27 protein-coding genes are annotated in these 26,785 nt (G+C 60.3%); 17 read left to right on the forward strand and 10 right to left on the reverse strand.

Features of this window, described 5'->3' with window-relative positions:
- Positions 1-52 precede the first annotated feature (52 nt).
- The 5 genes from EJA70_RS30480 (at position 53) to EJA70_RS30500 (ending at position 3,872) form a co-directional block, all read left to right on the forward strand.
- A complete protein-coding gene (locus tag EJA70_RS30480; RefSeq protein ID WP_158836320.1) occupies positions 53-970 on the forward strand; it encodes a LysR substrate-binding domain-containing protein in 918 nt (305 codons plus the stop codon).
- Between the two features lie 332 nt (positions 971-1,302).
- Positions 1,303-1,794: a 5-(carboxyamino)imidazole ribonucleotide mutase gene (gene purE / locus EJA70_RS30485; protein ID WP_007954291.1), complete on the forward strand. Its 492-nt coding sequence runs from the start codon at positions 1,303-1,305 to the stop codon at positions 1,792-1,794.
- A 10-nt stretch (positions 1,795-1,804) separates the two neighbouring features.
- Positions 1,805-2,887, forward strand: coding sequence for a 5-(carboxyamino)imidazole ribonucleotide synthase (locus EJA70_RS30490; RefSeq protein ID WP_158836322.1), 1,083 nt, complete (start codon positions 1,805-1,807; stop codon positions 2,885-2,887).
- A gap of 109 nt (positions 2,888-2,996) precedes the next feature.
- Positions 2,997-3,242 carry a GlsB/YeaQ/YmgE family stress response membrane protein gene (locus EJA70_RS30495; protein WP_007920223.1) on the forward strand — a complete coding sequence of 82 codons (246 nt, stop codon included), beginning with the start codon at positions 2,997-2,999 and terminating at the stop codon, positions 3,240-3,242.
- A 93-nt stretch (positions 3,243-3,335) separates the two neighbouring features.
- Entirely contained in the window at positions 3,336-3,872 is a 537-nt protein-coding gene (locus EJA70_RS30500; RefSeq protein WP_008078784.1) for a DUF3299 domain-containing protein, read from the forward strand.
- A 174-nt stretch (positions 3,873-4,046) separates the two neighbouring features.
- On the opposite strand, the gene EJA70_RS30505 is transcribed toward EJA70_RS30500, so the two are convergent.
- Together EJA70_RS30505 and EJA70_RS30510 are read right to left on the reverse strand one after the other, a co-directional pair.
- On the reverse strand, positions 4,047-4,946 hold the full coding sequence (locus EJA70_RS30505; RefSeq protein ID WP_158836324.1) for a D-hexose-6-phosphate mutarotase: 900 nt from the start codon (positions 4,944-4,946) through the stop codon (positions 4,047-4,049).
- A gap of 57 nt (positions 4,947-5,003) precedes the next feature.
- Positions 5,004-5,408, reverse strand: a complete 405-nt coding sequence (locus tag EJA70_RS30510) for an acyl-CoA thioesterase (RefSeq protein WP_003229628.1) — start codon at positions 5,406-5,408, stop codon at positions 5,004-5,006.
- 376 nt (positions 5,409-5,784) lie between these two features.
- On the opposite strand from EJA70_RS30510, the gene EJA70_RS30515 reads away from it, so the two are divergent.
- From EJA70_RS30515 to EJA70_RS30550, 8 genes are all read left to right on the forward strand, one after another.
- Positions 5,785-7,083: an MFS transporter gene (locus tag EJA70_RS30515; RefSeq protein ID WP_158836326.1), complete on the forward strand. Its 1,299-nt coding sequence runs from the start codon at positions 5,785-5,787 to the stop codon at positions 7,081-7,083.
- A 240-nt stretch (positions 7,084-7,323) separates the two neighbouring features.
- On the forward strand, positions 7,324-8,325 hold the full coding sequence (locus tag EJA70_RS30520) for a phosphate ABC transporter substrate-binding protein PstS (protein ID WP_034152107.1): 1,002 nt from the start codon (positions 7,324-7,326) through the stop codon (positions 8,323-8,325).
- Positions 8,326-8,878: 553 nt separating this feature from the next.
- Entirely contained in the window at positions 8,879-10,912 is a 2,034-nt protein-coding gene (locus EJA70_RS30525; protein WP_178117052.1) for an ABC transporter permease subunit, read from the forward strand.
- A 16-nt stretch (positions 10,913-10,928) separates the two neighbouring features.
- Complete coding sequence (gene pstA / locus EJA70_RS30530; protein ID WP_008078768.1) at positions 10,929-12,599, forward strand: phosphate ABC transporter permease PstA; 1,671 nt, start codon at positions 10,929-10,931, stop codon at positions 12,597-12,599.
- A gap of 184 nt (positions 12,600-12,783) precedes the next feature.
- Positions 12,784-13,617: a phosphate ABC transporter ATP-binding protein PstB gene (pstB, locus tag EJA70_RS30535; protein WP_064116474.1), complete on the forward strand. Its 834-nt coding sequence runs from the start codon at positions 12,784-12,786 to the stop codon at positions 13,615-13,617.
- Positions 13,618-13,735: 118 nt separating this feature from the next.
- Positions 13,736-14,497 carry a phosphate signaling complex protein PhoU gene (gene phoU / locus EJA70_RS30540; RefSeq protein WP_007954334.1) on the forward strand — a complete coding sequence of 254 codons (762 nt, stop codon included), beginning with the start codon at positions 13,736-13,738 and terminating at the stop codon, positions 14,495-14,497.
- 177 nt (positions 14,498-14,674) lie between these two features.
- The gene (locus EJA70_RS30545) at positions 14,675-15,625 is read left to right on the forward strand and encodes a response regulator (RefSeq protein ID WP_008078765.1); all 951 of its coding nucleotides are present in this window, start codon (positions 14,675-14,677) and stop codon (positions 15,623-15,625) included.
- A gap of 186 nt (positions 15,626-15,811) precedes the next feature.
- Positions 15,812-16,708 (forward strand): M23 family metallopeptidase, encoded by an 897-nt coding sequence (locus EJA70_RS30550; RefSeq protein WP_008078764.1) that lies wholly within the window; start codon positions 15,812-15,814, stop codon positions 16,706-16,708.
- A 110-nt stretch (positions 16,709-16,818) separates the two neighbouring features.
- On the opposite strand, the gene EJA70_RS30555 is transcribed toward EJA70_RS30550, so the two are convergent.
- The 3 genes from EJA70_RS30555 to phoB form a co-directional block, all read right to left on the reverse strand.
- Positions 16,819-18,159 (reverse strand): hemolysin family protein, encoded by a 1,341-nt coding sequence (locus tag EJA70_RS30555; RefSeq protein WP_008078763.1) that lies wholly within the window; start codon positions 18,157-18,159, stop codon positions 16,819-16,821.
- 110 nt (positions 18,160-18,269) lie between these two features.
- Complete coding sequence (gene phoR / locus EJA70_RS30560; protein WP_256677783.1) at positions 18,270-19,556, reverse strand: phosphate regulon sensor histidine kinase PhoR; 1,287 nt, start codon at positions 19,554-19,556, stop codon at positions 18,270-18,272.
- A 140-nt stretch (positions 19,557-19,696) separates the two neighbouring features.
- Positions 19,697-20,386 carry a phosphate regulon transcriptional regulator PhoB gene (gene phoB / locus EJA70_RS30565; protein ID WP_007896474.1) on the reverse strand — a complete coding sequence of 230 codons (690 nt, stop codon included), beginning with the start codon at positions 20,384-20,386 and terminating at the stop codon, positions 19,697-19,699.
- Positions 20,387-20,537: 151 nt separating this feature from the next.
- Between phoB and EJA70_RS30570 the strand changes: the two genes are divergently transcribed.
- Positions 20,538-20,921, forward strand: a complete 384-nt coding sequence (locus EJA70_RS30570) for a hypothetical protein (RefSeq protein WP_008078761.1) — start codon at positions 20,538-20,540, stop codon at positions 20,919-20,921.
- Between the two features lie 83 nt (positions 20,922-21,004).
- Here the strand turns inward: EJA70_RS30570 and ubiA are convergent, their stop codons facing one another.
- Positions 21,005-21,895, reverse strand: a complete 891-nt coding sequence (gene ubiA, locus EJA70_RS30575; protein WP_158836332.1) for a 4-hydroxybenzoate octaprenyltransferase — start codon at positions 21,893-21,895, stop codon at positions 21,005-21,007.
- Positions 21,895-22,455: a chorismate lyase gene (locus EJA70_RS30580; RefSeq protein WP_158836334.1), complete on the reverse strand. Its 561-nt coding sequence runs from the start codon at positions 22,453-22,455 to the stop codon at positions 21,895-21,897. The genes ubiA and EJA70_RS30580 overlap by 1 nt, the downstream gene beginning before the upstream one ends.
- 201 nt (positions 22,456-22,656) lie before the next feature.
- Here EJA70_RS30580 and EJA70_RS30585 point away from each other — a divergent pair, with 201 nt between their 5' ends.
- The 3 genes from EJA70_RS30585 to EJA70_RS30595 all read left to right on the forward strand — a co-directional run bounded on the left by EJA70_RS30585 (position 22,657) and on the right by EJA70_RS30595 (position 24,460).
- Positions 22,657-22,824 (forward strand): rubredoxin, encoded by a 168-nt coding sequence (locus tag EJA70_RS30585; RefSeq protein ID WP_007954349.1) that lies wholly within the window; start codon positions 22,657-22,659, stop codon positions 22,822-22,824.
- 21 nt (positions 22,825-22,845) lie between these two features.
- The gene (locus EJA70_RS30590) at positions 22,846-23,994 is read left to right on the forward strand and encodes an NAD(P)/FAD-dependent oxidoreductase (protein WP_008078758.1); all 1,149 of its coding nucleotides are present in this window, start codon (positions 22,846-22,848) and stop codon (positions 23,992-23,994) included.
- Positions 23,995-24,184: 190 nt separating this feature from the next.
- The gene (locus tag EJA70_RS30595; RefSeq protein ID WP_003213368.1) at positions 24,185-24,460 is read left to right on the forward strand and encodes an HU family DNA-binding protein; all 276 of its coding nucleotides are present in this window, start codon (positions 24,185-24,187) and stop codon (positions 24,458-24,460) included.
- A gap of 102 nt (positions 24,461-24,562) precedes the next feature.
- On the opposite strand, the gene EJA70_RS30600 is transcribed toward EJA70_RS30595, so the two are convergent.
- The 3 genes from EJA70_RS30600 to EJA70_RS30610 are packed head-to-tail and all read right to left on the reverse strand — an operon-like array spanning position 24,563 to position 26,722.
- Positions 24,563-25,507 carry a phosphatidate cytidylyltransferase gene (locus EJA70_RS30600; RefSeq protein ID WP_158836336.1) on the reverse strand — a complete coding sequence of 315 codons (945 nt, stop codon included), beginning with the start codon at positions 25,505-25,507 and terminating at the stop codon, positions 24,563-24,565.
- Positions 25,504-26,103 (reverse strand): 1-acyl-sn-glycerol-3-phosphate acyltransferase, encoded by a 600-nt coding sequence (locus tag EJA70_RS30605; protein WP_158836338.1) that lies wholly within the window; start codon positions 26,101-26,103, stop codon positions 25,504-25,506. The genes EJA70_RS30600 and EJA70_RS30605 overlap by 4 nt, the downstream gene beginning before the upstream one ends.
- Positions 26,090-26,722, reverse strand: a complete 633-nt coding sequence (locus tag EJA70_RS30610) for a CDP-alcohol phosphatidyltransferase family protein (protein ID WP_158836340.1) — start codon at positions 26,720-26,722, stop codon at positions 26,090-26,092. Before EJA70_RS30610 ends, EJA70_RS30605 begins: the two co-directional genes overlap by 14 nt.
- Between the last annotated feature and the right edge of the window lie 63 nt (positions 26,723-26,785).

Consider the following 26,785-nt stretch of genomic DNA (forward strand, 5'->3'; position numbering starts at 1 on the left):
CGCGTGCGCGGCAGACGTGTGACCTGTTTTGGTGCGTGTCCGGGAGGACGTGATGAATCTGGAAAGCAAATGGCTCGAGGACTTCAGTGCCCTGGCCGCCACCCGCAGCTTCTCGCAGGCCGCTGAACGACGCTTCGTGACCCAGCCGGCCTTCAGTCGGCGGATCCGCAGTCTCGAAGCGGCGCTGGGGCTGACGTTGGTCAACCGCTCGCGCACGCCGATCGAGCTGACGGCGGCGGGGCAACTGTTTCTGGTGACCGCACGCACCGTGGTTGAACAGCTCGGTGAAGTGCTGCGCCATTTGCATCATCTGGAAGGCGGGCAGGGCGAAGTCATGCAAGTCGCTGCCGCTCACTCCTTGGCGCTGGGTTTCTTCCCGCGCTGGATCGCGCAGTTGCGCAATGAAGGGCTGAACATCGCCACGCGGCTGGTCGCGACCAACGTCGGCGATGCGGTGCATGCCTTGCGTGAAGGGGGCTGCGATCTGATGCTGGCGTTCTACGACCCGGACGCGGCGATGCAGATGGACCCGGAAATCTTTCCCTCGCTGCATTTGGGCCAGACCGAGATGCTGCCGGTGTGCGCGGCGGATGCTGACGGCAAGCCGTTGTTCGATCTGGAGGGGGAGGCGAGCGTGCCGTTGCTGGCTTATAGCGCCGGGGCGTTTCTCGGGCGCTCGGTGAATGGCTTGCTGCGTCAGCGTCAGCTGCGCTTCACCACCATCTATGAAACCGCAATGGCTGACAGCCTTAAAAGCATGGCGCTGGAAGGCCTGGGTATCGCCTGGGTACCGCAATTGAGCGTGCGTGCTGAATTGGCTCGTGGCGAGTTGGTTGTGTGCGGTGGCCCGCAATGGCATGTGCCGCTGGAAATTCGCCTCTACCGCTGCGCGTTGGTGCGCAAAGCCAACGTCCGCCTGCTGTGGCGCAAGCTCGAAGGCAGTGCTGCACAAGGTACAACCGGAGCCTGAGGTTGATGAAAAACCCTGTGGGAGCTGGCTTGCCAGCGATTGCGGTGGGTCAGTCACCCGCGCTTTTTACTGATGCGACGCCATCGCTGGCAAGCCAGCTCCCACAGGGATCGGGGGATGTCTTTTCGCTGACCTTCAGGTCAATAAAACCGGGGCTTTCGCTCATTTGACAGATGGTCGTTTCAGGGGCTGTTTATTGCTTTCTTTGCGGTATACTGCGCGGCCTTCGGCCGGCACGTCCGGCCATTTTTCGTACAATCAAGCCACGCAACCTGCGTGGCTTGTTGTTTTATGACGCGCCTGCGGGCGCTCCAGAGAGAAGAGGCGCGACGATGAGTGCACTGGTTGGCGTGATCATGGGCTCCAAGTCCGATTGGTCCACCCTTAGCCACACCGCCGATATGCTGGAAAAGCTCGGCATCCCGTACGAGGTCAAAGTGGTCTCTGCCCACCGTACCCCGGATCTGCTGTTCCAGTACGCCGAAGAGGCCGAAGGCCGCGGCATCGAGGTGATTATCGCCGGTGCCGGTGGTGCAGCCCACTTGCCAGGCATGTGTGCGGCCAAGACCCACCTGCCGGTGCTCGGTGTGCCGGTGCAGTCGGCCATGCTCTCGGGCGTCGACTCGCTGCTGTCCATCGTGCAGATGCCAGCGGGCATTCCGGTCGCCACCCTGGCCATCGGCAAGGCCGGCGCGATCAACGCTGCGCTGCTCTCGGCGAGCATCCTCGGCGCCAAGCATCCGCAGTTCCACGCGGTACTGAAAACCTTCCGTGCCGAGCAGACAGACAGCGTCCTGGACAATCCAGACCCACGTATTGCCTGAGGTTGTTGAGATGAAGATCGGTGTAATCGGTGGCGGCCAGTTGGGTCGCATGTTGGCCCTGGCGGGCACTCCGCTGGGCATGAACTTCGCTTTCCTCGACCCTGCGCCGGACGCTTGCGCCGCTGCGCTGGGCGAACACCTGCGGGCCGATTACGGCGATCAGGATCATCTGCGCCAATTGGCCGATGAAGTCGATCTGGTGACCTTCGAGTTCGAAAGCGTCCCGGCCGAAACCGTGGCATTCCTGTCGCAGTTCGTCCCGGTCTACCCGAGCGCCGAAGCCCTGCGCATCGCTCGCGATCGCTGGTTTGAAAAGAGCATGTTCAAGGACTTGGGCATCCCGACCCCGGCTTTCGCCGACATTCAGTCGCAGGCCGATCTGGACGCTGCGGTCGCTGCGATCGGTCTGCCGGCCGTGCTGAAAACCCGCACCCTGGGCTATGACGGCAAGGGCCAGAAGGTCCTGCGCAAGCCGGAAGATGTGGTCGGCACCTTCGCCGAACTGGGCAGCGTTGCCTGCCTGCTGGAAGGCTTCGTGCCGTTCACCGGTGAGGTCTCGCTGATCGCGGTGCGTGCTCGTGATGGCGAAACCCGCTTCTATCCATTGGTGCACAACACCCACGACAGCGGCATTCTCAAGCTGTCCGTTGCCAGCACTGATCACCCGTTGCAGGCATTGGCCGAAGACTACTCGAGCCGTGTGCTCAAGCAGTTGAACTACGTCGGCGTGATGGCGTTCGAGTTCTTTGAAGTTGACGGTGGGCTGAAAGCCAACGAAATCGCCCCGCGTGTACACAACTCCGGGCACTGGACCACCGAAGGCGCCGAGTGCAGCCAGTTCGAAAACCATCTGCGCGCCGTTGCCGGCCTGCCGCTGGGTTCGACGGCCAAGGTCGGCGAGAGCGCGATGCTCAACTTCATCGGCGTGGTACCGCCGGTTGAGAAGGTCATCGCCATCGACGATTGCCACCTGCATCACTACGGCAAAGCGTTCAAGGCCGGGCGCAAGGTCGGTCACGCCAACCTGCGCTGCGCGGACATGGCCACGCTGCAGGCGCAGATCATCAAGGTCGAAGCGCTGATCGCCGAGTAAAACAGTTTCATGTGGCAGCGGCGGAACCATTCAGGGGCCGCCGTTCTCTCATGGCAGGATGCCAAAGTCTGACTAGGCTTCGCATATCTACTACTGAGAGGGAATTGCCATGGGAATTATCGGAACCATCTTTATCGGCTTGATCGTCGGCCTGCTGGCTCGGTTCCTGAAACCGGGCGATGACAGCATGGGCTGGATCATGACCATCCTGCTCGGTATCGGCGGTTCGCTGGCGGCCACTTACGGCGGCCAGGCTCTGGGCATCTATCACGCGGGCGAGGGCGCAGGTTTCATCGGCGCACTGGTTGGCGCAATCGTGTTGCTGGTGATCTACGGCCTGATCAAAAAGAACTGATCCAAAGCGACAAAGCCCTCTCTGCCAACGCGGCAGGGAGGGCTAGAATGCTCGGCGATTCAGCGTTCATTCCTTTCTATACCGAGCACCTTCATGCGCCGTCTTCTGTTGACTCTCCTGTTTCTGGGCAGCGGTTTGGCCCACGCCGGCGAACTGCCGGAAACCGACTGGCTCGAACTGATGCCCAAGTCGGATCAAAAGGCCCTCGAGGCCATGCCTGAAATCGACCACAACTCCCCGGAAGCCACCGGCACCTTCACCGAGAAGGGCGGGATGAAGCAGGCCAAAGGTCTGCCGGCAGTGATGTATTCAACCAAAACCGTGGCGTCGATGAACGACAAGCACATCCGCATCGGTGGTTACCCGGTGCCGCTGGAGTCTGACGCCAAGGGCCGCAGCACGCTGTTCTTCCTCGTGCCTTATCCGGGTGCTTGCATCCACGTGCCGCCACCGCCGCCGAATCAACTGGTGCTGGTGCGTTATCCGAAGGGTTTGAAGCTGGATGACATTTACACGCCGCTGTGGGTGACCGGCACGCTGAAAGTCGAGAAGGTCAGCAATGACCTGGCTGACGCGGCGTATGCGCTGGACGCGGACAAAGTGCGGGTGGTGCAGGAGTCTGATCTTTAGAACCTGCACATAACAAATGTGGGAATGAGCCCTGTGGCGAGGGGATTTATCCCCGTTGGACTGCGCAGCAGGCCCTGCTCTTGATTAAAAAAAGCGGGGGCCGCTTCGCGACCCAACGGGGATAAATCCCCTCGCCACAGGTGCCCGCTCCCACATTTCGTTCTGCGTCAGGACTTAGAGCGGTTTGCTTGCGACACTGACGCCCATGGTATGGCTCGCGCCCGGTGCCAGCGTGACGATGTCATCCATCACGTTCGCCGTCTCGATGCACAACATGCGCTGCCAGCCATCGTTATCCATATCCGCCAGCGCGGCCGCGCGGTCAATCCACGGATTCCAGATCACCGCCGTGCGCGAGCCGGTGGCGGTCAGCACAATGCGTCGTTCCCAGGCCGCGTCGACGATGCTCAGCTGCGGCGGAGCGTCGAGATAGATGCGGTCGGTCTCACCGGCAAACTGCAGGTCACCTTGCTGACGGTTGGTTTTCCAGTCATCCAGCGTCTCGATGTAATTCAAGCCATCGACGCCATCGACGTGCACGTAGCGCACATCGCTGACCGCGAAATAGGTGTGCAGCGCCTGGCTCAGGCTGACGGTGTCACTGCCACGGTTATGGCTGGTCAGGCTGAAACTCAGTTGCTCGGACAAATGCAGGGTCAGGGTCAGATCGACCTGATGCGGCCAGCCCGGCAGGCCGCCTTCGGGGTAGGGCAGTTTGAACTCGACCTTGACGCCGTCAACCTCTGATTCGATGCCACCCAACTCCCAATCCATCGCCCGCACCAGACCGTGCGCGGACGCCGGTTGATCGCCGGTGTACATGGCCTGCACGCTCTGCGGGTTGCGCTCGAATTTGCCAAACCACGGCCAGCACACCGGGACACCGGCGCGGATGCTCTTGCCTGTCTTGAATTCGGCCTTGTCGTTGAGCCAGATGATCGGCGGCTGGCCATCGATCTGATAACTGAGGATGTGTGCGCCTTGCTGGGCTACCAGCACTTCGGCCTGACCGTGGCGGATGCGCCAGCAGTTCAGTTCATCCAGTTTCACGGCTTCAACGTTGGGCGTGTTCATCGGACAGCTCTCGATCAGTAACAAGGACAACAATCGACCGTCAAACGGCCGCGAGGTTTAACGCGCGCGCGGTGGAACCGAACGTGTGCGGCCGCTGCCGTCGATGGCGACGAAGACGAAGACCGCTTCGGTCACTTTACGCCACTCGCTGGACAGCGGATCGTCGCTCCACACTTCGACCATCATCTGGATCGAGCTGCGGCCGATTTCCAGGGTCTGGGTATAAAAGGACAATTGCGCGCCGACAGCGACCGGGACGAGGAACGCCATGCGATCGATGGCAACCGTGGCGACGCGACCGCCAGCGACACGGCTGGCCATTGCGGTGCCGGCCAAATCCATCTGCGCCACCAGCCAGCCGCCGAAAATATCGCCAAAGCCGTTGGTTTCGCGTGGGAGTGCGGTGATTTGCAGGGCCAGGTCGCCTTGCGGGATCGGATCTTCTTGTTCGAGCTCTATCATGCCGGGGGTGCCTCTGACCCGTGACTCTTGTTGGTATTGCGGGTGGTAGCCGTCTTCAGGAAAAACGATTCAGCACCGAACATACTACGTTCGTCACGTTTTCCATAAGCCGCCTGAAGGAGAAACTCTGCGAAACCGGCTAATCCCGAGCAAAGGCCGGGCCAACGACGTTTTCGCACAGCAACCCCCTACAAACCGGAGCAGGTTGCGAGTATATCGGTCGGTAGACTCCACGACGACCATCCGGTTCTGATTTTGACCGTCAAATACGCGCCTCTATGTGCTTTTTCGAACAATTTGCTATGGTGCCGAACCTGCCCAAGCCACCGCCAGCGTTGTTGTGGCGGCAGATCCGACTATAAGAGAAGCCCTTGCCATGACCACAGCGCCTTCGAGCCTCGCGCAGCCCGAGCAACCCGCACGACCGTTGACCCGCAATGACTACAAGACTCTGTCGCTGTCCGCCCTTGGCGGTGCGCTGGAATTCTACGATTTCATCATCTTCGTTTTCTTCGCCACCGTGGTCGGCAAGCTGTTCTTCCCCGCCGACATGCCCGAGTGGCTGCGCCTGATGCAGACCTTCGGCATCTTCGCCGCCGGCTACCTCGCGCGGCCGTTGGGCGGCATCGTCATGGCGCACTTCGGCGACCTGCTGGGGCGCAAGAAGATGTTCACCCTGAGCATTTTCATGATGGCCGTGCCGACCCTGATCATGGGGCTGCTGCCGACTTACGCACAGATCGGCATGTGGGCGCCGATCCTGCTGCTGGTGATGCGCGTGATTCAGGGCGCGGCGATTGGCGGTGAAGTGCCGGGCGCGTGGGTCTTCGTTTCCGAACACGTGCCGCAAAAGCACATGGGTTACGCCTGCGGCACACTCACCAGCGGCCTGACCGCCGGCATCCTGCTCGGCTCGCTGGTCGCCACCGCGATCAACAGCATCTATACGCCTGCAGAAGTGTCCGATTACGCGTGGCGGATCCCTTTCCTGCTCGGCGGTGTGTTCGGCCTGTTCTCGGTCTACCTGCGCCGCTGGCTGCATGAGACGCCAGTGTTCGCCGAGCTGCAACAGCGTAAAGCCTTGGCTGAAGAAGTGCCGCTGCGTGCGGTGCTGCGTGATCATCGCGGCGCGATTGCGATCTCGATGCTGCTGACCTGGTTGCTGTCGGCCGGGATTGTTGTGGTGATCCTGATGACCCCGACCGTGCTGCAAACGGTCTATCACTTCACGCCGACGCAATCGCTGCAATCGAACAGTCTGGCGATCGTGTTCCTGAGCATCGGCTGCATCATTTCCGGTGCGCTGGCGGACCGCTTCGGTGCCGGCCGGGTGTTTGTGTTCGGTTGCCTGGGCCTGCTGATCAGCTCGTGGACGTTCTATCACAGCCTCGCCGATCACCCGAACTGGCTGTTCCCGCTGTATGCGCTGACCGGTTTTCTGGTCGGCACCATTGGTGCGGTGCCGTATGTGATGGTCAAAGCGTTTCCGCCAGTGGTGCGCTTCAGCGGGTTGTCGTTCTCGTACAACGTGGCTTACGCGATCTTTGGCGGGTTGACGCCGATGGTGGTGAGTCTGCTTCTGAAGGAAAGCGCGATGGGGCCGGCCTACTATGTGGCGGTGCTGTGCACGATGGGGATTCTGGTGGGGGCATGGCTCTGGAAGAAGGGCCTCTGATCCAGATTTTGCACTGATCGTTCCCACGCTCCGCGTGGGAATGCATCCTGTGACGCTCCGCGTCACCTCTCAAATGCGGACGCAGAGCGTCCATGGCGGCGTTCCCACGCAGAGCGTGGGAACGATCTGTCGCGACATGCTGGCCTTTCATCCAATTGTCATATTTCAGCCATAGAGTGTTCACACGGCCTGCTGATACTTGGCCCCGACTTAACACACCCTATCTGCTAGGAGTAAGGCATGAAACTGAAGCGTTTGATGGCGGCAATGACTTTTGTCGCTGCTGGCGTTGCGACTGCCAACGCGTTCGCCGCTGTTGACCCTGCTATCCCGAGCTACACCAAGACCACTGGTGTGTCGGGCAACCTGTCCAGCGTCGGCTCCGATACCCTGGCCAACCTCATGACCCTCTGGGCTGAGAACTACAAAAAAGAATACCCGAACGTAAACATCCAGATTCAGGCCGCTGGCTCCGCCACTGCGCCACCTGCGTTGACTGAAGGCACCTCCAACCTGGGCCCGATGAGCCGCAAGATGAAGGACACCGAACTGGCTGCCTTCGAGCAGAAGTACGGCTACAAGCCAACCGCTATCCCGGTTGCCGTGGATGCCCTGGCCGTGTTCGTGCACAAGGACAACCCGATCCAGCACCTGACCATGGAACAGGTTGACGCGATCTTCTCGTCGACCCGTCTGTGCGGCGCCAAAGCCGACGTGAAAACCTGGGGCGATCTGGGCGTGACCGGCGACCTGGCCAACAAGCCAGTGCAGCTGTTCGGCCGTAACTCGGTATCCGGCACTTACGGCTACTTCAAAGAAGAAGCCCTGTGCAAAGGCGACTACAAACCAAACGTCAACGAACAACCAGGTTCGGCGTCGGTGGTGCAGTCGATCAGTTCCTCGCTGAACGGCATCGGTTACTCGGGCATCGGTTACAAGACCGCTAGCGTGAAAACCGTGGCGCTGTCGAAGAAGGGCAGCACTGACTTCATCGAAGACACCGAAGAAAACGCCCTGAACGGCAAGTACCCGTTGTCGCGTTTCCTCTACGTTTACGTCAACAAAGCCCCGAACAAGCCTCTGGCACCGCTGGAAGCCGAGTTCGTGAAACTGGTGCTGTCGAAACAGGGCCAGGAAGTCGTAGTGAAAGACGGCTACATCCCGCTGCCAGCCAAGGTTGCTGCAAAAGCACTGGCTGACCTCGGTCTGCAAGAAGGCGGCGCTGAAGTCGCAAAGAAGTAACCCCGTAGATCCGGGCTAACCCCCGGATCTGCCGGAACCCCTGTAGGAGCTGTCGAGTGAAACGAGGCTGCGATCTTTTGATCTGGCCTCTGACTGCAAGATCAAAAGATCGCAGCCTCGGTTCCCTCGTCAGCTCCTACACAGGTTTCAAACGTTTCCGTTACAGCAGGTTTCAGGCGGGCCCCACAGGGCAACGCGAACCTTCGAATTCTTCGATCCTCCTCCAGTACCCGCTGGCGGTGGATTTGCTGCGTCACTGCATTGTCATCTTTCTGTCATACAGGATCGCTAGGGTGTGCGCATGAATGATCTGGCCAATTCCCCAATGACTACGACTTCCCCTCCCAAGCGCATTGATTTCAATACGCCTGAGCTGCAACGCAAGCGCCGCATTCGCGCGCTCAAGGATCGCTTCACTCGCTGGTACGTCCTCGTTGGCGGTCTCGCGGTGCTGGCGGCCATCACCCTGATCTTCTTCTTCCTCGCCTACGTGGTTGCGCCGCTGTTCAAAGGGGCCGACCTGAGCGCGAAAGATGCGATCACCCCGGCCTGGATGCAGGACGCCGGCAAGCCGCTGATGATTTCGCTCGAAGAGCAGAACCAGGTGGCCATGCGCGTGTCCGACAAAGGCCAGGCGCTGTTCTTTGATATCGACAGTGGCGCTGAATTGAAGCGCGTCGATCTGCCGGTGCCGGCCGGTGCCACCGTGACCTCCATTGGTGAAGACCAGCCGGGCCATCCGCTTGTGGCCGTGGGCTTTTCCAACGGTCAGGCGCTGGTGTTCCGTCACACTTATAAAGTCAGCTACCCCGATGGCAAGAAAACCATCACCCCGGCGATTGAATACCCGTACGGCGACACGCCGATCGCGCTGAACGAAGCCGGCGGTGCGCTTGAGCATGTCAGCCTGAACGCCACCGACACCACCCTGATATTGGTCGGCTCGACCGGTTCGCAACTCAACGTCCTGTCGCTGACCAGCGAAGAAAACATGATGACCGGCGAAGTCACCAACGAGCAGAAGCGTATCGATCTGCCGCAGATGACCGAGCCGGTGAAAAACATCTTCGTCGACCCGCGCCAGCAATGGCTGTACGTGGTCAACGGTCGTGCCCAGGCCGATGTGTTCAGCCTGCGCGACAAGAGCCTCAACGGTCGCTACAAACTGCTGGAAAACGCTGACGCCGAAGTGACCGCAACCACGCAACTGGTCGGTGGCATTTCGCTGATCGTCGGTGATTCCAAGGGCGGTCTGGCCCAGTGGTTCATGGCCCGCGACACCGACGGCGAGCTGCGCCTGAAGCAGATCCGCACCTTCCAGATGGGCACCACGCCGATCGTTGAAATCACCGCTGAAGAACGTCGCAAAGGCTTCCTCGCGCTGGATGCCAGCGGCAAGCTCGGCGTGTTCCACAGCACCGCGCACCGCACGCTGCTGGTTGATCAAGTGGTCGATAGCCAAGGTGTATTCGGTCTGTCGCCGCGCGCCAACCGCGTGATCGTCGAAGCCGGCGGCAAGCTGCAACCGTTGCTGCTCGACAACCCGCACCCGGAAGTGTCGTGGAGCGCGTTGTGGAGCAAGGTCTGGTACGAGAATTACGACGAGCCTAAATACGTCTGGCAATCGACCGCGGCCAACACCGATTTCGAACCGAAACTGAGCCTCTCGCCACTGACCTTCGGCACCCTGAAAGCCGCGTTCTACGCGATGCTGCTGGCCGCGCCGCTGGCGGTTGCTGCTGCAATCTACACCGCGTACTTCATGGCCCCGGGCATGCGCCGCAAGGTCAAACCGGTGATCGAGCTGATGGAAGCGATGCCGACGGTGATCCTCGGTTTCTTCGCCGGTCTGTTCCTCGCACCGTATGTCGAAGGGCATTTGCCGGGTATTTTCAGCCTGCTGATGCTGTTGCCGATCGGCATTCTGGTCGCCGGTTTTACCTTCAGTCGCTTGCCTGAATCGATCCGCCTGAAAGTCCCGGACGGTTGGGAAAGTGCGCTGCTGATTCCAGTGATTCTGTTCGTCGGTTGGCTGTCGCTGTACATGAGCCCGTTCATGGAGAACTGGTTCTTCGGCGGTGACATGCGCATGTGGATCTCCCACGACCTCGGCATCACCTACGACCAGCGCAACGCACTGGTGGTCGGTTTGGCCATGGGTTTTGCGGTGATCCCGAACATCTACTCGATCGCCGAAGACGCCGTGTTCAGCGTGCCGCGCGGCTTGACCCTCGGTTCGCTGGCTCTCGGTGCCACGCCGTGGCAGACCATGACCCGCGTGGTCATCCTCACCGCCAGCCCGGGCATCTTCTCGGCGCTGATGATCGGCATGGGCCGTGCGGTCGGCGAAACCATGATCGTGTTGATGGCCACCGGCAACACCCCGGTCATGGAAATGAACCTGTTCGAAGGCCTGCGCACCCTGGCCGCCAACGTCGCGGTGGAAATGCCCGAGTCGGAAGTCGGCGGCAGCCACTACCGCGTGCTGTTCCTCTCGGCGCTGGTGTTGCTGTTGTTTACCTTCGTCATGAACACCCTGGCAGAACTGATTCGTCAGCGTCTGCGCAAGAAATACTCGTCGCTTTAAGCAAAGGTAGAAGTCTGTGAAACAGAACTCCCTGAAAGGATGGTTCAAGAGCGGCGCCCCGGGCGTCTGGATCAGCGGTGGCGCGGTGTCCATCGCGGTCATCATGACCATTGGCCTGCTGGCAGTGATCGCCGTGCGCGGTCTGGGTCACTTCTGGCCGGCGGATCTGATCCACGCCAACTACGACGTCCCGGGCCAGGCCAATCACCTGGTCGTCGGTGAAGTGGTACAGAAAGAAGAAGTGCCGCGCGCACGTCTGAAGAGCGCTGGTTTGCCGGTGCCTGACGTCGGCCCGGAATTCATGACCCGCGAGCTGATCAAGGTCGGCAACCGTGATTTGAACGGCAACGACTTCACCTGGATCGTCGGCGAGTGGCTGACCAACCAGACCACGCCGCCAGAGTTGATGGCGATCGAACGTCGCGAGTGGGGCAATTTCTACGGCTACCTGGTCAACGTCAAGCAGGACGGCAAGGTCATCGCCGAGGGCGAAGCGGCTTGGCCTGAGCTGCAAGCGCGGATCAACCGGGTAAACGGTCTGGCGGCACAGCTGAAGTCGCTGGAAAAAACCGACATCGGTGCGATCAACGCAGGGCTGGAACGCATCCGTCTGCACAGTCGCAAACTGGAACTGGAAGGCAAGCTCGACGCCACCGCGCAAGCGGACATGGAATCCGAGCGCGCCGAGTTGAACGCGCGTTATCAGGACATCGAAGCACGTCTGGCCGATCTGCATGCGCAGTTCAACCGTGATGCGCTGACCGCTCGTGATGCCAACGGCAAAGAGATTGAAATCGGTCTGGGCAAAGTGGTTCACGCTTACCAGCCGAACGCGATGAGCACCTTTACCAAGGTCGGTTTCTACTTCAGCAAGATCTGGGAATTCCTTTCGGATGACCCGCGTGAAGCGAACACCGAAGGCGGGATTTTCCCGGCGATCTTCGGCACCGTGATGATGACCCTGATCATGGCGATGATCGTCACCCCGTTCGGCGTACTGGCGGCGGTATACCTGCGTGAATACGCCAAGCAGAACACCCTGACGCGGATCATCCGTATCGCGGTGAACAACCTCGCCGGCGTACCAGCGATCGTTTACGGCGTGTTTGGTCTGGGCTTCTTCGTTTACGTACTCGGTGGTTCGGTCGACCGCTTGTTCTTCCCGGAAGCATTGCCGGCACCGACTTTCGGTACACCGGGTCTGCTCTGGGCGTCGCTGACGTTGGCGCTGCTGGCGGTGCCGGTGGTGATCGTGGCGACGGAAGAAGGTCTGGCGCGTATTCCGCGTACCGTGCGTGAAGGCTCGTTGGCCCTCGGCGCGACCAAGGCTGAAACCTTGTGGAAGATTGTGATCCCGATGGCCAGCCCGGCGATGATGACCGGCATGATCCTCGCCGTGGCCCGCGCCGCCGGTGAAGTGGCGCCGCTGATGCTGGTGGGTGTGGTGAAACTGGCGCCGTCGCTGCCGGTGGACGGCAACTACCCGTACCTGCACCTGGATCAGAAGATCATGCACCTGGGCTTCCACATTTATGACGTCGGCTTCCAGAGCCCGAACGTCGAAGCGGCGCGTCCGCTGGTGTACGCCACGGCGCTGTTGCTGGTGCTGGTGATCGCCACGTTGAACCTGTCGGCGGTATATATCCGCAACCACCTGCGCGAAAAATACAAAGCTTTGGACAGTTAACACAAATCCTGTGGGAGCTGGCTTGCCAGCGATGCAAGCGACTCGGTCAGCCAGTAACACCGCGGTGATGCCATCGCTGGCAAGCCAGCTCCCACAAGGATCGGCGCAAGCCACAGATTTTCAGTAACCCATTGGCAAGGCCAGTGGTTCAACGAACCGAATTTGTTAGCACAGGGAGCCTCCCATGCAGCACGAAGCACATACCCACGGCATCAACATGTCTGCCCTGGGCCGCGACAAGCAGAGCCTGAACCTCGAACAGGAAACCGTGGCCATCGAAGTACCCGGCCTGAGCCTGTACTACGGTGAGAAACAAGCGCTGTTCGACGTCAGCATGAACATTCCGAAACAGCGCGTGACCGCGTTCATCGGCCCGTCCGGCTGCGGTAAATCGACGCTGCTGCGCACCTTCAATCGTATGAACGATCTGGTTGACGGCTGCCGCGTAGAAGGCGCGATCAACCTGTACGGCAACAACATCTATCGCAAGGGCGAAGACGTTGCCGAACTGCGTCGCCGCGTCGGCATGGTGTTCCAGAAGCCCAACCCGTTCCCGAAAACCATCTACGAAAACGTCGTGTACGGCCTGCGCATCCAGGGCATCAACAAGAAGCGCATCCTCGACGAAGCGGTCGAGTGGGCATTGAAAGGCGCGGCACTGTGGGACGAAGTCAAAGACCGTCTGCACGAATCGGCACTCGGCCTGTCCGGTGGTCAGCAACAGCGTCTGGTGATCGCCCGCACCATCGCGGTTGAGCCAGAAGTGCTGCTGCTCGACGAACCGTGCTCGGCCCTCGACCCGATCTCGACGCTGAAAGTCGAAGAGCTGATCTACGAGCTGAAATCCAAGTTCACCATCGTCATCGTTACGCACAACATGCAACAGGCTGCGCGGGTTTCGGACTACACGGCGTTCATGTACATGGGCAAACTGGTGGAATTCGGCGACACCGATACGCTGTTCACCAATCCGGCAAAGAAGCAGACCGAAGACTACATCACCGGTCGATACGGTTAACCGTACAGCCGCGAGCTTCAAGCTGCGAGCGGCAAGAAAGAAGCGGTGCGATATCGGGACTTATACATAATTGCTTGAAGCTTGCAGCTTGAAGCTTGCAACTTTCGCGGAGCGAACAATGATTTCCAAAGAAGGCCTTACCCATCACATCTCTGCGCAGTTCAACGCTGAGCTTGAGGAAGTGCGCAGCCACCTCCTGGCCATGGGCGGGCTGGTCGAGAAACAGGTCAACGACGCGGTGACCGCGCTGATCGAGGCCGACTCCGGTCTGGCTCAGCAGGTGCGCGAGATCGATGACCAGATCAACCAGATGGAACGCAACATCGACGAAGAATGCCTGCGCATTCTCGCCCGTCGTCAGCCGGCGGCGTCCGACTTGCGTCTGATCATCAGCATCTCCAAGTCGGTGATCGACCTGGAGCGCATCGGTGACGAAGCGACCAAGATCGCCCGTCGCGCCATTCAGTTGTGCGAAGAAGGCGAAGCGCCGCGCGGTTACGTCGAGGTTCGTCACATTGGCGACCAGGTGCGCAATATGGTCCGTGATGCGCTGGACGCGTTTGCCCGTTTCGACGCCGATCTGGCGTTGTCGGTGGCGCAGTACGACAAGATCATCGACCGCGAATACAAAACCGCGTTGCGTGAACTGGCCACCTACATGATGGAAGATCCGCGCTCTATCTCGCGGGTCTTGAGCATCATCTGGGTGCTGCGTTCGCTGGAACGCATCGGTGACCACGCACGCAACATCTCCGAATTGGTCATCTACCTGGTGCGTGGTACCGACGTGCGCCACATGGGCCTCAAGCGCATGAAGGAAGAAGTTGAGGGCACAAGCGGCGAAACCGCTAATGTTCCGGGCGATGCTGACGATAAGTAAGATTGCCTGAGAAAAGCGCCCGGCCCTTTGGCCGGGCGTTTTTGTTTCTGCTTTTCACAAGGCAGATCGAATTAAAAAGCAGCACCCGCGAACGAAAAGTCCCGGCGTGACTGAAGAGTTTTGGCAATGTGCCATCAGCCAGCGTTATGCTTGCCGGGATTTTAATAGGGGTGTTGGATGAGCAAGATCAGTGTGTTGGTCGTGGACGATGCTTCGTTCATTCGTGACCTGGTGAAAAAGTGCCTGCGTAATTACTTCCCGGGGATCCGCACCGAGGACGCCGTCAACGGTAAAAAGGCTCAGGCCATGCTGGCCAAAGAGGCGTTCGACCTGGTCCTGTGCGACTGGGAAATGCCGGAAATGTCCGGTCTTGAACTGCTGACCTGGTGCCGCGAGCAAGACAATCTCAAGACTATGCCGTTCGTCATGGTCACCAGCCGTGGCGACAAGGAAAACGTCGTGCAGGCGATTCAGGCCGGCGTTTCCGGCTACGTCAGCAAGCCGTTCACCAACGAGCAACTGCTGACCAAGGTCAAACAGGCGCTGAACAAGGTCGGCAAGCTCGACACCCTGATGAACAGTGCGCCGACCAAGATGAACTCGGCGTTCGGCAACGATTCGCTGAGCGCGTTGACCGGTGGCAAGCCTGCTGTGGTCGGCGGCGCACCGGCAGCGGCGGTCAACCCGTTCGCCAAACCGGCTGCCGCTGCGCCAGCAGCTGCAGCGCCGTCGCGTGGTTTGCTCAACAGCCCACCGGTGCAGGCCCCCGCAGCGTCGAAAGCGCCGGCCGGTGGTCGTGGTCAGGGTCAATTGCGTCTGCCGAGCGGCACCCAGCAATGCGTCATCAAGGCGTTGAGCATCAAGGAAGCGCTGCTGGTGATCAAACGCACCGACACCCTGCCGCAGATCCTCGACAGCGCCGTGCTCGACCTGGAGCAGGGCGACAACGCTGAAATCGCCCGCCTCAACGGTTACCTGCACGCCATCGTCGCGCATGAGCAGAAAGCCGACAGCGACTGGCTGCAACTGACCTTCCGTTTTGTCGACCAGGATGCGCAGAAGCTCGACTACATCTCCCGCCTGATCGCTCGCGGCACGGCACAGAAGCACTTCGTTCCCGGCGCGTAATCGGCGTCTGTGAAAAGATCGCAGCCTGCGGCAGCTCCTACATGGGAATGCATTTCCCTGTAGGAGCTGCCGAAGGCTGCGATCTTTTGCTTTGTGTGCTGGGCAAATTGAAACATCTGTCGACTAGCCTGGTCTGTCACAACTGCTAGGCTCACTCCCAGGCCTTACTTCGACAGACTCTTGCCCATGCTCGCGCGCCTGCTGTTTCTCTGTGGTCTCTTCATGGCCTCCACCTCGGCTGTGGCCATGACCATTTACAAATCCACCGATGCCAACGGCGTGGTCTCCTACAGTGACCGGCCGAGCAAAGGCGCGCAGGTGTTCGTCTTTCAGGACCGGATGGTCGAGCGCCTGGAACGTCAGGTATACCTCGACATCAAAAAGCAGAAGGGCGCCGACGTGGTCTTCGTGCGCAACGATTTGTACGCGCCGGTCGAGGTTGCGCTGGCGTTTACCGGGATGAGCAACGTGCGTGGTGCACCGGCGCAAACCATCCGCCGGGTGCTGCCGGCGCGCAGCAACACGCGGTTGGCGTTGCTGACGGCGGTGTCCGGCAAGCAGCCGCTGGTGTACACGCCGCAATTTCACTATTCCCTCGGTGACCCTGCCGGCACCGCGCAGGGCTATCGTTATCCGCTGCCATGGCGCGGTGGGCCGTTCCGCCTGAGCCAGGGCGCCAACGGCCAATACAGCCACTACGGGCCGAAGAATAAATACGCGATGGACATTGCCATGCCGGTCGGCACGCCGATCATTGCCGCGCGGGCAGGGGTGGTGGTGAAAACCGAAAACTCGCAGAGCGGGCGCGGCAATGATGCGTCCGGCAATTTTGTGCGGGTGCTGCACGACGACGGCACGATGGGCGTGTACCTGCACCTCAAGCAAGGTTCGGTGAGCGTGCGCGAAGGGCAGAGGGTGACGGTGGGCAGTCCGCTGGCACTGTCGGGTAACACCGGCAACAGCAGCGGCCCGCACCTGCACTTTGTGGTGCAGCGCAACAGCGGGGCGGGGCTGGTGTCGATTCCCTACCAGTTCAACCAGCCGCTGGGGGCATTGCCCAACTTTGCGTTGGGCAAACAGTAAAAAGCAAAAGATCGCAGCCTGCGGCAGCTCCTACATTGGAATGCGATCCCCTGTAGGAGCTGCCGAAGGCTGCGATCTTTTAACAGGCAATGCGGTCACCCGCATTGCACTCAATCCAGCATCAACACCTTCGCCAGCACAATCTTCGGCCCTTTCATCTTCTTGATGATGATCCGCAGGCCTTCGACTTCCAGCACTTCTTCCTCTTCCGGCACCCGTTTCAGGGTTTCGTAGACCAGCCCGGCGAGGGTTTCCGCTTCGATGTGGTCGAGGTCGATGCCCAGCAAGCGTTCCACCTTGAACAGCGGCGTATCACCGCGCACCAGCAGCTTGCCCGGCTGATACGCGAGGATGCCGCGCTCAGCCTTGCGGTGTTCGTCCTGAATGTCGCCGACCAGCACTTCCAGCACGTCTTCCATGGTCAGGTAGCCGATGATGTTGCCGTCAGCCTCCTCGACCACGGCGAAGTGCGAGCCGCCCTTGCGGAACTGCTCCAGCAGCTGCGACAGCGGCATGTGTCGCGACACGCGCTCCAGCGGACGGGTCAGTTCGGCCAGGTTGAACGACTCGGGAATGTGGTCCAGCGCCGCCAGTTCCAGCAGCAGATCCTTGATGTGCAGCAGGCCGACGAACTCCTGGCGCTCGCTGTCGTATACCGGATAACGGCTGAACTTGTGGCGACGGAACATCGCGAGGATTTCTTTCAGCGGCGCGTTGAATTCCAGCGTGATCAGGTCTTCGCGGGAGTTGGCCCAGTCGACCACTTCCAGCTCGCCCATTTCCACCGCCGAGGCCAGAACACGCATGCCCTGATCGCTCGGGTCCTGGCCACGGCTGGAGTGCAGGATCAATTTCAGTTCTTCGCGGCTGTAATGGTGTTCATGGTGCGGGCCTGGCTCACCTTGACCGGCGATGCGCAGAATTGCGTTGGCGCTGGCGTTGAGCAGGTAGATCGCCGGGTACATCGCCCAGTAGAACAGGTACAGCGGCACCGCCGTCCACAGCGAAAGCAGCTCGGGTTTGCGGATCGCCCACGATTTCGGGGCCAGCTCGCCGACGACGATGTGCAGGTACGAAATGATGAAGAACGCGGTGAAGAACGACACGCCTTTGACGATTTCCGGCGACTGCACGCCGACTGCGCTCAGCAGCGGCTCGAGAATGTGCGCAAAGGCCGGCTCACCGACCCAGCCCAGGCCAAGGGAGGCGAGGGTAATACCGAGCTGACACGCCGAGAGGTACGCATCGAGCTGACTGTGTACGGTGCGCAGGATGTGCCCGCGCCAGCCGTTTTTGTCGGCGATGGCCTCGACCCGGGTCGAGCGCAGTTTGACCATGGCGAATTCCGCCGCAACGAAAAAACCGTTGAGCAAAACCAGGATCAGAGCAAAAAGGATCATGCCGAAATCGGCGAATATTGTTGCGAGGGACAAGCCAGGGGAAGGGTCCATGATGGAGTTTTGCGGGTTCCGTGTGATTCAAGAGAGGTAAAAGTCGCGCCTGAAAGGCAGGCACAAGTCAGCCAATGTAGCGGCTGACCTGGCGATTGCCTAGTGCGACATTACTCAGCGGCGCTGATCGCCCGTGCGCTGGCCACTTGCGCCGGGGCGAAATGGCAGGTGAAGGTGCTGCCATGACCGGGCACGCTGCTGATCTCCATGCGTGCGCGGTGGCGCAGCAATACGTGTTTGACGATGGCCAGACCCAGCCCGGTGCCGCCGGTGTTGGAGTTGCGGCTGGAGTCGACGCGGTAGAAACGTTCGGTCAGGCGCGGCAGGTGTTTGCTGTCGATGCCGATCCCGGAATCCTGCACGCTAAGGTGCGCGCCCTGATCGTCACCCCACCAGCGAATGCGGATGTTGCCCTCGGCCGGGGTGTACTTCACGGCGTTGAACACCAGATTGGAAAACGCACTGCGCAATTCCGCTTCGCTGCCCTTGAGCAGCAGGCCGGCGTCGGCTTCCAGCGTGATGCGCTGATTCTTCGAACCGGACAACTGCTGCGCATCACCCTTGATCGATTGCAGCAGGGCGTCGACCTGCACCGGCTGGTTGTCCGACGGGTAATCAGTGGCTTCCAGTTTCGCCAGCAACAACAAATCGTTGAGCAGTGTCTGCATGCGTCCGCCCTGTTGCTGCATCTGCTGCAGGGCGCGGCTCCAGCGCGGGTTCACTTCTTCGACGTTGTCGAGCAGGGTTTCCAGATAGCCGCAAATCACCGTCAGCGGCGTGCGCAATTCGTGGGAGACGTTGGCGATGAAGTCTTTGCGCATCTGTTCCAGCTGATGGATGCGCGTGACGTCGCGCACCAGCATCAGGTGTTCGTTGTTGCCGTAGCGGGTCAGGTACAGCTGAATGCGTACGCGATCGTTGGTCGGCGAAGGGATTTCCAGCGGCTCGGCGTAGCTGTCCTGCTCGAAGTATTCTTTGAAGCGCGGATGCCGCACCAGGTTGGTCACCGGTTGGCCACTGTCCTGCGGGGTCTTCAGACCGAGCAGGGTTTCGGCGGCGCGGTTCCACCATTCCAGGTTGCCGTCGCTGTCGAGCATGATCACCGCGTCTTTCAGCGCAGCAGTGGACTCCTGTACTCGGTCGATCACCGCTTGCAGACGCCCGCGCACGCGTTGGTCGCGGCGTTGCAGGTGGTAGATGCTGTCGAACACTTCGCCCCACAGACCATAGCCATCGGGCGGTGCTTCGTCCGGTTGATGCTGGCGCAGCCACTCGTGCAGCCGCAGCAATTGCTTGAGCGTCCAGCCCAGATAAATGCCCAGACCTGCCGCCAGGCTCCAGCCGTAATAGCCGGTGATCAGGCCGATCACCAGGCAGGCGGTGACCAGCAACAGCATGTGGCGAATCAGGGTGCCATGCCAGTTTTGATTCACGGGGGCGTCCTTAGCCGCAGCTTCAAGTTTCAAGCCACAAGCTTCAAGCTAAAGCGGGTCGGCTTCAACTTGCCGCTTGTAGCTAGAAGCTTGCAGCTGCTTTTTTATGCTTTTGTGGAAAACCGGTAGCCAGTGCCGCGCACGGTTTGTACCAGATTTTCGTAGGCGTCGCCGAGGGCCTTGCGCAGGCGGCGGATGTGCACGTCGACGGTGCGCTCTTCAACGTAGACGTTGCCGCCCCAGACCTGATCCAGCAACTGGCCACGGGTGTAGGCGCGTTCCTGGTGGGTCATGAAGAATTGCAGCAGACGGTATTCGGTCGGGCCCATCTCGGCCGGTTTGCCGTCGATGGTCACGCGGTGGCTGATCGGGTCGAGCAGCAGGCCACCGACTTCGATTGGCGCTTCGCCATCGGTCGGGCCGGCGCGACGCAGCACGGCTTTCAGGCGTGCAACCAGTTCGCGCGGGGAAAAAGGTTTGGTGATGTAGTCGTCGGCGCCGACTTCCAGGCCCTGAATCTTGTTGTCCTCTTCGCCCTTGGCGGTGAGCATGATGATCGGGATGTCCCCGGTCAGCTCGTCACGCTTGAGGCGGCGGGCCAGCTCGATACCGGAGGTGCCGGGCAGCATCCAGTCGAGCAGGATCAGGTCCGGCTTGCGGTCAACGATGATGGCGTGCGCCTGCTGCGAGTTCTCTGCCTCGAGGCAGTCATAGCCGGCCATTTCCAACGCAACGGCGATCATTTCGCGAATGGGCGCTTCGTCGTCGACGATCAGAATGCTCCTGCCAACCATGCCTTAATCCTCTTGTCATTTAACTGTCTTGCGCCGCATTAGATAACGGAATTATTGCAGTCGTGTGACAGTATTTTCGTCCGGCGGCGATTGTGCAAATCCTCAACTAAGCTCTAAGTCCGAATCCTGACAACCACAAAAGAAGGTTTCCATGACTCAAATGACTGTTTCTTTCAAAGCCCTGCTGATGGCTGCCGCTCTGACGCTGCCTGGATTTGCCATGGCTGCAGATCCTGCGATGGAGAAGGACGGCATGTACACCGACCACAAAGGCATGACCCTGTACACCTTCGCCAAGGACTCGGGCGGCAAGTCGATGTGCAACGACAAGTGCGCAACCAACTGGCCGCCGTTGATGGCGACGGCGGGTGACAAGTCGATGGGGGACTGGACTGTCATCAAACGCGACGACGGCAAGATGCAGTGGGCCTACCAAGGCATGCCGCTGTACACCTTCGTGATGGACAAGAAGGCCGGTGACATGACCGGTGACGGCAAAATGGACGGCGCCTGGAAAGTCGCCAAAGCCAAGTAACGCAAAAGATCGCAGCCTTCGGCAGCTCCTACATTGGAATGTGTACGCCCTGTAGGAGCTGCCGCAGGCTGCGATCTTTTCAGTCAGCGCAGTGCGTAATCCAGCACGATCCCGACGAAAATCGCCAATCCGGCCCAGTGGTTGTGCAAAAACGCTTTGAAGCAGCGCATCCGGTCGCGATCCCGCGTATACCAGAACTCCCACGCATAACACCCGGCAGCCACCAGCAAGCCGAGATGGAACCAGACGCCCAGCTCGAACTTCGATCCCGCCAGCAACAGGCAGCCCAGCGACAGCGCCTGCAAACTGAGGATGATCACCCGATCCGCTTCACCAAACAGAATCGCGGTCGACTTCACGCCGATCTTCAAATCATCATCACGATCGGTCATCGCGTAATACGTGTCATAACCCACCGTCCACAGCAGGTTGGCGATCCATAGCAACCACGCCGCCGCCGGCAGCTCGCCAGTCTCGGCAGTGAAGGCCATCGGCATACCCCACGAGAACGCCGCGCCCAGCACCACTTGCGGGTAATAGGTGTAGCGCTTCATGAACGGATAGGTGAAGGCCAGCGCCAGACCACCCAGCGACAACCAAATGGTCGGCGCATTGGTACACAGCACCAGCAGAAAACTCACGCCCATTAACAGCGCAAAGAACACCAGCGCTTCTTTCGAACTGATTCTGCCCGCAGCCAATGGCCGTTGCGCGGTGCGTTTGACGTGGCCGTCGACCTTGCGATCGGCCCAGTCGTTGATCACGCAGCCGCCGGCGCGGGTCAGGATCACGCCGAGGACAAAAATCACCACGTTGGCCAGCGACGGCGAACCTTTGCCGGCAATCCATAGCGCCCACAGCGTTGGCCACAGCAGCAGGTAAATGCCGATCGGCTTGTCCATGCGGGTCAACTGAATGAAATCCCAGGCGCGCGGGTTCAAACGGTTCAGGGACTTGAGCAGGCTCTGATACATCAGCAATTCTCCGGATGGGCGCGGGCAGCGCGCCACAGGCTCGGCAGGAAGATTTCCGCGACCAGCACGCTCAGTGCGCCCCGGTCGAAACGCGAACGACGGCCCCACAGTGCAGGCGCTTTCGCGGCGGTCGGCAGCCATTCTTCAGGGTAGTGACACACTTCGAGGGCGCGGCGCTGGAAGGCCTGATCACTAAACAGCAATTCGCCCAGCGAGCGACTGCCGAGTTCGTCCATGTGCAAACCGTCGCCCTGCAACGCGGCGCGCGAGGCGACGCTGCGGGCAAACACCCAAGCCTCGCCATGGCCGCGCAAATACACCTCGCGCACCCAGCCTTCGCTGCCGTCGGCCAGATCCAGCGCCGTACATTCATCGGCGCGCAGGGTGTCCCAGCCTTCGAACAATGGCGTCACGCTGAAGCCATCGTTGGACAAACGTGTGAGTCGGCGGGTCAGCGAGCCTTCGTCGAACAGCCAGTCGAGGGTCAACGAATCGGGGAGGGGCGTCAGTCGGCTTTGAGTCAGCCAGAGCGGGGCCGGGGCGGGATTAGTCTGTTGCACAATGAGTCATTATTGGCCGCAAATGAGGCGGCGAGCTTACCATGGCAGGCTGCGATATTGAGCGATCCGGGGCGCCGTTGCGCCGAACAGGCTTGCATCTGCCCGGCTCCATCAGTACAAAACGCCCTGAGCCGGATGGCAGCGCACTACCCATCGACCGTCCGCGCCGGCAATAAGCCTGAACCCTGAGGAAGTACCTGAATGAAAAAGTGGCAATGTGTGGTCTGCGGCCTGATCTACAACGAAGCCGACGGCTGGCCGGATGACGGCATTGCGCCGGGCACCCTGTGGCAGGACGTGCCGGAAGACTGGCTGTGCCCGGACTGCGGCGTCGGCAAGATGGACTTCGAAATGATCGAAATCAACTAAGTAAATCCAAAGGAGTAAGGCATGAGCGCACCTGTCGTCATCATCGGCACCGGCCTGGCGGGCTATAACCTGGCCCGCGAGTTTCGCAAACTCGACAGCGAAACCCCGCTGCTGTTGATCACTGCCGATGACGGTCGCTCTTACTCCAAGCCGATGCTCTCCACCGGCTTCGGCAAGAACAAGGACGCCGACGGCCTGAGCATGGCTGAACCCGGCGCCATGGCCGAGCAGTTGAAGGCCGAAGTGCGTACCCACACGCGCATCAGCGGCATCGACGCCGGCCACAAGCGCCTGTGGATTGGCGAAGAAGCCGTGCCCTATCGCGACCTGATTCTTGCCTGGGGCGCGGAAACCGTGCGCGTACCGATCGAGGGCGACGCCAGCGATCTGGTGTTCCCGATCAACGATCTCGAAGACTACGCACGCTTCCGCACCGCCGCGGCCGGCAAGCGCCGGGTGTTGCTGCTCGGTGCCGGTTTGATTGGCTGCGAGTTTGCCAACGACCTGATCCTCGGCGGCTACGAAGTGCAATTGGTCGCACCCTGCGAGCAGGTCATGCCGACCTTGCTGCACCCGGCTGCGGCGGCAGCGGTACAGGCCGGGCTGGAAAGCCTCGGGGCGAAATTCCACCTCGGTCCGGTGCTGACCCGTCTACAGAAAGTCGCCGATGGTCTCGAAGCACACCTGTCCGATGGCCAGGTCATTGCCTGCGATGTGGTGGTCTCGGCGATCGGCCTGCGTCCGCGCATCGATCTGGCGGCCGCGGCTGGTGTACAGGTCAATCGCGGCGTCGTGGTTGATCGTCATTTGAAGACTTCCCACGCCAATATCTACGCCCTGGGCGATTGCGCCGAGGTCGATGGGCTGAATCTTCTGTACGTGATGCCCCTCATGAGCTGTGCGCGAGCGCTGGCACAAACCCTGGCAGGCAACCCGACTGCGGTGAACTATGGCCCGATGCCGATCACCGTGAAAACCCCGGTGTGCCCACTGGTGGTTTCGCCGCCGCCACGCGGTAGCGAAGGCGTCTGGAGCGTTGAAGGGCAGGGCGCCGACATCAAGGCGCTGTGCCACGGCGCCGACGGCCAGTTGCTCGGTTACGCGCTGACCGGGGCGGCGGTGATGGAAAAACTTGCCCTGAACAAACAGCTTCCGGCCTTGCTGGCGTAAATACCGGTCGTTCTGTCGGAATCACCCCGCTTTTGCCCCCACAAAGGTCGTAGTGAGACTGGCGCAGGCCTTGTCCGCGTGCCATTCTCACTCCCGTCTGCCGCAGAGTAGAGCCTGCGGCGCCTTGGGCGCTGTTCCAACGAGAACAGCACGGACATAACAACAAAAAACCGTCAAAGGGGCTTCACTAATGCGTAAACCAGAACTCGCCGCTGCAATCGCTGAAAAAGCAGATCTGACCAAAGAGCAGGCCAACCGCGTGCTCAACGCCGTTCTCGAAGAAATCACCGGCGCTCTGCACCGCAAGGACAGCGTGACGCTGGTAGGCTTCGGCACCTTCCTGCAACGCCACCGCGGCGCCCGTACCGGCAAAAACCCGCAAACCGGCGAGCCGGTGAAAATCAAGGCCAGCAACACCGTTGCGTTCAAGCCAGGCAAATCGTTGAAAGACAGCGTCAATCCATAAGGGCGGCGATCGCCCCCGAGTAGCGGGGCGCGCGGCATAAAAAAATGGGCATACCGATTGCGGTCGGATGCCCATTTTTTATGCCTGATGATCTTGCTCGGGTCAGGCCGAGAAGAAGTACCGGGTCAGGTGGAAGAAGATCGGTGCGGCGAAGCAGATCGAGTCCATCCGATCCAGCATGCCGCCGTGGCCCTTGATCATCGTGCCCCAGTCTTTCGCGCTCAGGCTGCGCTTGATGGCCGACATCACCAGGCCGCCGAGGAAGCCCATCACCACGATCACCAGCGACATCAGCAATGATTGCCAGAAGTTGAATGGCGTCATCCAGAACATGCAGCCGCCAATCAGCGTAGCGCTCAAGCCACCGCCGACCAGGCCCTCGACGGTTTTCGACGGGCTCACCAGCGGTGCGACTTTGTGTTTGCCGAACAGCTTGCCGAACACGTACTGCAGCACATCGCTCATCTGTACCACAAACACCAGATAGAACAGCAGCAAGGCGTTCTGGCCCTGGAAACCTCGCAGGTCCAGAAGCAACAGCGCCGGGGCGTGGCTGATGCAGTAGAGGCAGATCATCACGCCCCACTGAATCTTCGCCGTACGCTCAAGGAAACCCTCGGTGTCCTGGCTCAGCACGGCAATCGCCGGCAGCAACAGGAAGGCATACACCGGCACCAGCAAGGTGAACATCGAGTACCAGTGCATACCGATCAACAGGTATTGCAGCGGGATCAGGATGAAAAACGCCGAAAACAGCGCGTTGTGGTCACCGCGTGCGGTGGGCGCCAGGGTGATGAACTCACGCAGCGCGAACAGCGAGATAAACGCAAACAGCACTACCGTTGCGTTAGGTCCCAGCAGCCACGAGACGAAGAAGATGATGACCATCCCCCACCAGGCATTCACCCGTTGGTTGAGGTTCTCGATGGTCGCTATCGAACTCTCGCTTTTTGCCCGTCGGGCCAGCACGTAACCGATCGACGAAGCGATCGCCAGCAACCCGGCGATGGCGGCGAAGAACCAGAGGAATTTGGTTTCCAGACTCATTTAGACAACCTCACGATGGCGTCACGCGCCCGTTCCAGAAACACTTGTTTTTCTTCTCCGGCAATTCTTGGCAGCGGGTCGCCGATGCGGATCGTACAAATGATCGGCAGCGGTACGTGTTTGCCTTTAGGCATCGAGCGGTGCAGGTTTTCCAGGTAGATCGGCACCAGATCGACGTCAGGGAATGACTCGGCCAGACGATACAGGCCGGATTTGAATTCAGCGGGCAGCGCTTGGGTAGAGCGGGTGCCCTCGGGGAAAATAATGATCGAATGGCCCGCGCGGACCACGTCGAAAATCGGTTCCAGCACGTTGACGCCCGGGGCCGGGTTACGCTCGATCAACACGGCATTCAGGCCTTTTTGCGAGATGTACCGGAGAAAGCGGTTCTTGCCCCAGTAATCGGCGGCGGCCACCGGTTTTACGTCGATTCGCGCCTCCGGTGGCAATGCGGCAATAATCGCCAGGGTGTCCATGTGGCTGGTGTGGTTGGCGAAGTAGATGCGCTGGCGCGACAGATCCGGTGGACTCTCCCAGCGCGCGGTCACACCGATCAAGAAGCGCAGCAGCGAAATCAGCGCATTACTGATCCACATGGTGATTCCCCTTCAATTGCCTGGCGATAGCCAGCGTGCGCGTAACGCACGTGGCGGCGGAACCGATGGCGATAATGATCAGCGCGATCAGCAGGGTGTAATGCGTGGCATAAAGGCTGGCTTCGACGGCGTTCAACAGCAAACTCAGGGTCATCACTGCCATTCGATGCTGTTTGGCCATCGGCCCGATGAAACTCTGCGCCAGCCCCAGCGAACCGCCGAACACCCGGACATAAGCGGTCAGCGCAGCGGCCAGCGCGGCAAACCAGCCGAGATCGGACTGGCCGATGGCGTAACCGAGCCCGACGATCAGCAGGCTGTCCGCGAGCCGATCCGGGAACTCGTTGTAGAGACTGCCGATGGCGGATTGCTTGCCACCTTCAATGGCCACCATGCCGTCGAACAGATTGCACAACAGGCGCAATTGAATCGCCACCGCGCAACAGATCGCACCCGCCGCGCCATTGTCGATGTTGAGCGCTATGGCGCCGAACAAGGCAAAAACGATGCTGACCACGGAGATCTGGTTGGGGGAGATGTCGCTGTTGACCAATCGTTGAGTGATGTACTTCGCCCAGCCCGCCGACCGCGTCTTGATGGGCCTTCTGTTGTCGTCCATGTGCAATGTCCATATCAATGATGAGTGCCATCAGTTGATGATGGCGGGTGACAATATAATGAC

It is taken from the genome of Pseudomonas sp. PB103 (genome assembly GCF_009764635.1).
Classification (GTDB): Bacteria; Pseudomonadota; Gammaproteobacteria; order Pseudomonadales; family Pseudomonadaceae; genus Aquipseudomonas.

Bases quoted from the DNA above. Each gene is read 5' to 3' on its own strand.
- EJA70_RS30590 (WP_008078758.1), top strand. From the start codon at position 22,846: ATGAGCGCACCTGTCGTCATCATCGGCACCGGCCTGGCGGGCTATAAC.
- phoB (WP_007896474.1), bottom strand. From the start codon at position 20,386: ATGGTTGGCAGGAGCATTCTGATCGTCGACGACGAAGCGCCCATTCGC.
- ubiA (WP_158836332.1), bottom strand. From the start codon at position 21,895: ATGTATCAGAGCCTGCTCAAGTCCCTGAACCGTTTGAACCCGCGCGCC.
- phoU (WP_007954334.1), top strand. From the start codon at position 13,736: ATGATTTCCAAAGAAGGCCTTACCCATCACATCTCTGCGCAGTTCAAC.
- phoR (WP_256677783.1), bottom strand. From the start codon at position 19,556: ATGCTGTTGCTGGTCACCGCCTGCCTGGTGATCGGCCTGATCACCGGC.
- EJA70_RS30525 (WP_178117052.1), top strand. From the start codon at position 8,879: ATGCAGGACGCCGGCAAGCCGCTGATGATTTCGCTCGAAGAGCAGAAC.
- EJA70_RS30510 (WP_003229628.1), bottom strand. From the start codon at position 5,408: ATGATAGAGCTCGAACAAGAAGATCCGATCCCGCAAGGCGACCTGGCC.
- EJA70_RS30545 (WP_008078765.1), top strand. From the start codon at position 14,675: ATGAGCAAGATCAGTGTGTTGGTCGTGGACGATGCTTCGTTCATTCGT.
- EJA70_RS30490 (WP_158836322.1), top strand. From the start codon at position 1,805: ATGAAGATCGGTGTAATCGGTGGCGGCCAGTTGGGTCGCATGTTGGCC.
- purE (WP_007954291.1), top strand. From the start codon at position 1,303: ATGAGTGCACTGGTTGGCGTGATCATGGGCTCCAAGTCCGATTGGTCC.
- EJA70_RS30495 (WP_007920223.1), top strand. From the start codon at position 2,997: ATGGGAATTATCGGAACCATCTTTATCGGCTTGATCGTCGGCCTGCTG.
- EJA70_RS30600 (WP_158836336.1), bottom strand. From the start codon at position 25,507: ATGAGTCTGGAAACCAAATTCCTCTGGTTCTTCGCCGCCATCGCCGGG.
- EJA70_RS30585 (WP_007954349.1), top strand. From the start codon at position 22,657: ATGAAAAAGTGGCAATGTGTGGTCTGCGGCCTGATCTACAACGAAGCC.
- EJA70_RS30520 (WP_034152107.1), top strand. From the start codon at position 7,324: ATGAAACTGAAGCGTTTGATGGCGGCAATGACTTTTGTCGCTGCTGGC.
- EJA70_RS30515 (WP_158836326.1), top strand. From the start codon at position 5,785: ATGACCACAGCGCCTTCGAGCCTCGCGCAGCCCGAGCAACCCGCACGA.
- EJA70_RS30595 (WP_003213368.1), top strand. From the start codon at position 24,185: ATGCGTAAACCAGAACTCGCCGCTGCAATCGCTGAAAAAGCAGATCTG.
- EJA70_RS30500 (WP_008078784.1), top strand. From the start codon at position 3,336: ATGCGCCGTCTTCTGTTGACTCTCCTGTTTCTGGGCAGCGGTTTGGCC.
- pstB (WP_064116474.1), top strand. From the start codon at position 12,784: ATGCAGCACGAAGCACATACCCACGGCATCAACATGTCTGCCCTGGGC.
- EJA70_RS30555 (WP_008078763.1), bottom strand. From the start codon at position 18,159: ATGGACCCTTCCCCTGGCTTGTCCCTCGCAACAATATTCGCCGATTTC.
- EJA70_RS30550 (WP_008078764.1), top strand. From the start codon at position 15,812: ATGCTCGCGCGCCTGCTGTTTCTCTGTGGTCTCTTCATGGCCTCCACC.
- EJA70_RS30605 (WP_158836338.1), bottom strand. From the start codon at position 26,103: ATGTGGATCAGTAATGCGCTGATTTCGCTGCTGCGCTTCTTGATCGGT.
- EJA70_RS30570 (WP_008078761.1), top strand. From the start codon at position 20,538: ATGACTCAAATGACTGTTTCTTTCAAAGCCCTGCTGATGGCTGCCGCT.
- EJA70_RS30480 (WP_158836320.1), top strand. From the start codon at position 53: ATGAATCTGGAAAGCAAATGGCTCGAGGACTTCAGTGCCCTGGCCGCC.
- EJA70_RS30505 (WP_158836324.1), bottom strand. From the start codon at position 4,946: ATGAACACGCCCAACGTTGAAGCCGTGAAACTGGATGAACTGAACTGC.
- EJA70_RS30610 (WP_158836340.1), bottom strand. From the start codon at position 26,722: ATGGACGACAACAGAAGGCCCATCAAGACGCGGTCGGCGGGCTGGGCG.